This is a genomic window from Devosia sp. (assembly GCF_017307565.1).
Classification (GTDB): domain Bacteria; phylum Pseudomonadota; class Alphaproteobacteria; order Rhizobiales; family Devosiaceae; genus Devosia.
This window is the reverse complement of record NZ_JAFKHD010000031.1, coordinates 1-4,895: the sequence shown is the minus strand read 5'-3', so window position 1 is coordinate 4,895 and position 4,895 is coordinate 1. Positions and strand designations below refer to the sequence as shown.

Genomic DNA, 4,895 nt, shown 5'->3' with positions numbered 1-4,895 from the left:
CAGACAACCAAGCTCACCTACGACCCCGATTTCGCCCATCTCTTCGGGGCCTGCGCGGTGCTGGCGCAGCGCCGCTATAGCCTCAAGCAAAAAGCCACTGTCAATCTCGTGCTCTTCGGCACCATGTTGGTCGGTGGCATGCTGGCGGCCGCTGGCGGCACCATCGTCCATATCCTGCTGCTTCCCGATGTACCCGACTGGCTCATCACCATTGGCCTTTTCGGCCTCGTGGCGCTGTCTTACTGGCGCGTGCTGCGTCCCTGGCACTTTCGCCGCTCTGCCGCCTATATCAATGCCTCCCGCAAGAACGGTGGCCCGATGCACTTCAGCGCCGACGAGATGGGCCTCCGCTGGACCGACACCGAGGTCGACTTCCGGCTCAATTGAAGCGGCATAGAGGCGGTTTACGCCACCCAAAGCAGCCTATGCTTCATGTCGAGCATTCTGGGCCGCGTCCTGCCTCTCAACGCCTTCCAGAGCGCCGAACAGGGCAGGACTTTCCTCGCCGACGTCCTCAACCGTATCGGACCGGAAGCAGCCGCACGCAGCCGCCGGCAAGAGCCTTGCGGCTCTCCGCTAGCGCAGGCCGCGTTCGCTTCGAAACCGCGCCACCCATGCGGCGCTGATCCCGTCGGCCATTTTCGCCGTCGGGACCGGCTGTGTTTCGGCGATGGCCGGATCGAGCCCCAGCGCTGCCAAAATCTGGGCTAACGCCCGTTGCGGTCCGGCCGTCACGCCCTCATAGGTCAGGCGCAGGGGTTTTAGAGCGTGGACGCGAAAATAGTCGTCCCAGGCGGCATCGTCTCTCTCCAGTTCCTCAAGGATCGTGGCGATCCTCGCGCCATCATAGTGTGCCTCGGCCGGCTGATCCCCGCCCTCGAGCACGCTGCCATCGGCCCGCAGATGCCAGAGGCCCGTCTGCTCGGCACGGGCGAGCGAAACCGCCTGACCCAGCTTGTCGCCGCGCGAGAGGTGAACGTAGAGGATATCACCGAACGCCGCTTCCAGCGCCTCCACAACGCTCCTATCGCCCCCAGAGGCGCGATTGAGCCGCTTCCGGGCCTCGACAAGGCTCGAATACATGATGCGCAGGCCCACAACGCCCGTCCCGGCCTTCGCCTCCCGGCGCATGGCCGAGAGATAGGCGCGGTCAAATTCCGGCGTCTCGATCCCTACGACCGTCGGCACGCCCCACTGCTCGGCCCACCAGGCAATGTCCTGCGGTCGAAAATAGGAGTTCGGCCGTCCAGCCACGCCACTGGCGGCCAGCATTTCGCAAACCAGCGTGCTGCCCGAGCGCGGCGTACCGCAGATGATGTAGGTCCGAAATTTATCGGTCAAAAGCTCATCTCCAAAACTCTCAATCGGCAAGCCCAGCATCGACCACACCGCGAAACGTCATTTTTTCGGGCTTTTGCGCGAGAGAACTGCAAGGATATCGGCGCTCACCGCCTCCGGCGAGGCCGTAGCATCGATCGGCTGGCCAAAAAAGGGATCGGCATGGGCTGCAACGCACTCTTCTGAGCGGCGCAGTTCGAACCGCGTCAGGCCGGCACGCCCCTCGGCAGTCCCCCGCTCCAGCAGGCGGCTCCGGATCACATCCAGCGGCGCCACGAGGCATAGTTTTGTCACTGGGCCCGTCCCCTCCAACGCCCCGACAAAATCCGCAAAATAGCTACGGTTGGTAAAAGCCATGGGGATGACGACGGTTTTGGCGCGGCCGTGCACCCAGCGCGCCTGCGGCACGATCAGCCGGCGCCACAGCGCCATGTCCTGATAGTCGTCCGGCTGCCTTGATAGCCCGAGGAGGAATGCCGGCAATCGGCGCAGGACAAAGCCCACATGCTCGGGGTCGGAAATGGCAGTGTCGGGCAGGGCCTCCACGAGACGCCGCGCCGTCGTCGTCTTGCCGATACCGAAGGAGCCATTGAGCAGCACGAACATGGTGCCAGCGAGCAATTTCAGTTTGGCGGCATGAAGGCAAACAAAAGAGCCCGCTCCTGTTCGGAACGGGCCCTGGATGCCGGATGCGGGTGACTACGGTATGAACCGCGGCCGGCAGTTTATTTGGAGGTCGTCGCGAGAGGTTCCAGCTCTCAAGACCAACGATCCCCCAGAACTATTGCGGCGACATTGCGCCTCAGGCGTTGATCACAGTCACGCGCGTGCCCGAAGGGACGCGGGCGTAGAGATCGATGATGTCCTGGTTCATCAGGCGAATGCAGCCCGAGGAGACATTGGTGCCGATGGTATAGGGTTCGGTGGTGCCGTGGATACGGAAAAGCGTATCGGCGCCATTTTTGTAGAGGTAAAGCGCGCGCGGACCGAGCGGGTTTTCCGGGCCTGCGCCCATGCCATTGGCCCAAGGGCCATAGCGGTCGGGCTCACGGGCGATCATCGACTTGGTCGGCGTCCAGCGGGGCCATTCAGCCTTGCGGCCGATGGTGGCATCGCCACGGAAGACCAGCGCTTCGTCCTTGCCCACACCGATGCCGTAACGCAGGGCCCGGCCATTCTCCATCACGAGATAGAGATAGTGGGCCGGCGTATCGACAACGATCGTGCCGGGGCGCTCGGTGGTGTAGTAGGCCACTTCCTGGCGCCACCACTTCGGATCGACGCGACGCAGATCCATGGCGGCGATCGGATAGACTTCATTGGTGACCGGGCCGTACATGCGCAGATAGTACGGATCGATGGTGGGCTCCTGGACCACGGGCTGACGCGTGGTGGAGCAGGCGGCCAGCGTCGTGGCGGAGAGGCCGAGAAGGAAAAGGCGGCGGGAAATCAAGACTGGAACCTCGGGACGGGCAAAGAACAGGTCGAGATGGCGGAAGCCGGCTCGTTCTCTTTGCAGTAACGCTTGTCCCGCTTAACGTGGCGCGAATGCGGCGGTTCCTCGCCACAATGTGATCATAGTTTACCCTGTTGCAAAAATCTCACAGGTTTCACGCGGGCGTGATCAGGTCGGGCCATATCGGCCCAAAACAAAAGGGCCCGGATCACTCCGAGCCCTCTCAAACCTGTCGGAAAATCGCGCCTTATTCGGCAGCGTCGTCCTTGGCTTCCTTGACGATTTCCTTGCCGGTTTCCTGGTCCAGCACCTTCATCGACAGGCGGACCTTGCCGCGCTCGTCAAAGCCGAGGAGCTTGACCCAGACCTTGTCGCCTTCCTTGACCACGTCGGTGGTCTTGGCAACGCGCTGGTCGGCCAGCTGAGAAATGTGGACGAGACCGTCCTTGGCGCCGAAGAAGTTCACGAAGGCGCCGAAATCGGCGGTCTTCACGACGGTGCCCTGATAGATGGCGCCCACTTCGGGTTCGTCGGTGATCGAGCGGATCCACTTGATGGCGGCTTCGATCTGGGTACCGTCCGAGGACGAAACCTTCACGGTGCCGTCGTCTTCGATATTGATCTTGGCGCCGGTCTTTTCGACGATCTCGCGGATGACCTTGCCGCCGGTGCCGATCACTTCACGGATCTTGTCGGTCGGGATCTTCAGCGTTTCGATACGGGGCGCGAATTCGCCCACTTCCCCGCGCGAAGCCGAGAGAGCCTTGTTCATTTCACCAAGGATATGAACGCGACCGTCCTTGGCCTGGCCGAGAGCGATCTTCATGATCTCTTCGGTGATGCCGGCGATCTTGATGTCCATCTGGAGCGAGGTGATACCCTCTTCCGTGCCGGCCACCTTGAAGTCCATGTCGCCGAGGTGATCTTCGTCACCCAGGATGTCGCTGAGGACGGCGAATTTTTCGCCTTCGAGAATCAGGCCCATGGCGATACCGGCCACCGGGCGCTTCATCGGCACGCCGGCATCCATCAGCGCCAGCGAGGTACCGCAAACGGTCGCCATGGAGGACGAGCCGTTGGATTCGGTGATCTCGGACACGATACGGATCGTGTAGGGGAATTCTTCGATCGAGGGGCGGATCGGGTTGATGGCGCGCCATGCGAGCTTGCCGTGACCGATTTCGCGACGACCGGGCGAACCCATGCGACCAGCTTCACCGACCGAGTATGGCGGGAAGTTGTAGTGCAGCAGGAAGTTTTCCTTCTTGGTGCCTTCGAGCGAGTCGATGAACTGCTCGTCTTCGGCAGTACCAAGGGTCGCAACAACCAGGGCCTGGGTTTCACCACGGGTGAAGATGGCCGAGCCGTGGGTGCGCGGCAGAACGCCGACTTCCGAGAGGATCGGACGCACGGTCTTGAGGTCACGGCCGTCGATACGGCTGCCGGTGTCCAGAATGTTCCAGCGAACGATCTTGGCCTGCAGGTTGTGGACGACTTCGCCCAGCACTTCCTTGGTCAGTTCGCCAGCTTCGATCTTGGCAGCAAAAGCTTCCTTGACCTTGGCATTGGCAGCGTCAACGGCTGCGTAGCGCTGGGCCTTTTCGGTGATCTGGTAGGCAGCGCGGAGATCGGCTTCAGCGATCGCCAGAACTTCAGCTTCGAGAGCCGAGAAGTCGGGAGCCGTGAAATCGCGCGGTTCCTTGGCAGCAAGCTCGGCGAGCTTGATGATGGCCTGGATCACCTTGGCGCTTTCGGCGTGGCCGAACATGACGGCGCCGAGCATGACTTCTTCGGAAAGCTCCTGGGCTTCCGATTCAACCATCAGGACGGCGTCCTGGGTGCCGGCCATGACGAGGTCGAGCTTGGAGTCCGAACGACGATCGATCGAGGGGTTCAGCACATAGGCGCCATCGATATAGGCAACGCGGGCTGCGCCGATCGGGCCCATGAAGGGAACACCCGAAATGGTCAGCGCGGCAGAGGCTGCGACCATCGAGAGCACGTCAGGATTGTTTTCCATGTCGTGCTGCAGAACGGTGACGATGACCTGGGTCTCGTTCTTGTAGCCATCGGGGAAAAGCGGGCGGATCGGACGGTCGAT

At 62.1% G+C, this 4,895-nt stretch carries 5 protein-coding genes; 1 reads left to right on the top strand and 4 read right to left on the bottom strand.

Annotated elements, in window-relative coordinates:
• The coding region (locus J0I64_RS00480) for a hypothetical protein (RefSeq protein ID WP_291405376.1) at window positions 1-387 on the top strand (387 nt) is incomplete at its 5' end.
• Window positions 388-576: 189 nt separating this feature from the next.
• On the opposite strand, the gene J0I64_RS00475 is transcribed toward J0I64_RS00480, so the two are convergent.
• The 4 genes from J0I64_RS00475 to pnp form a co-directional block, all read right to left on the bottom strand.
• Window positions 577-1,341, bottom strand: a complete 765-nt coding sequence (locus J0I64_RS00475) for a Stf0 family sulfotransferase (protein ID WP_291405375.1) — start codon at window positions 1,339-1,341, stop codon at window positions 577-579.
• Between the two features lie 57 nt (window positions 1,342-1,398).
• Window positions 1,399-1,959 (bottom strand): AAA family ATPase, encoded by a 561-nt coding sequence (locus J0I64_RS00470; RefSeq protein WP_291405373.1) that lies wholly within the window; start codon window positions 1,957-1,959, stop codon window positions 1,399-1,401.
• A 181-nt stretch (window positions 1,960-2,140) separates the two neighbouring features.
• Window positions 2,141-2,791 (bottom strand): L,D-transpeptidase, encoded by a 651-nt coding sequence (locus J0I64_RS00465; RefSeq protein WP_291405371.1) that lies wholly within the window; start codon window positions 2,789-2,791, stop codon window positions 2,141-2,143.
• Between the two features lie 250 nt (window positions 2,792-3,041).
• The coding region (gene pnp / locus J0I64_RS00460) for a polyribonucleotide nucleotidyltransferase (protein ID WP_291405369.1) at window positions 3,042-4,895 on the bottom strand (1,854 nt) is incomplete at its 5' end.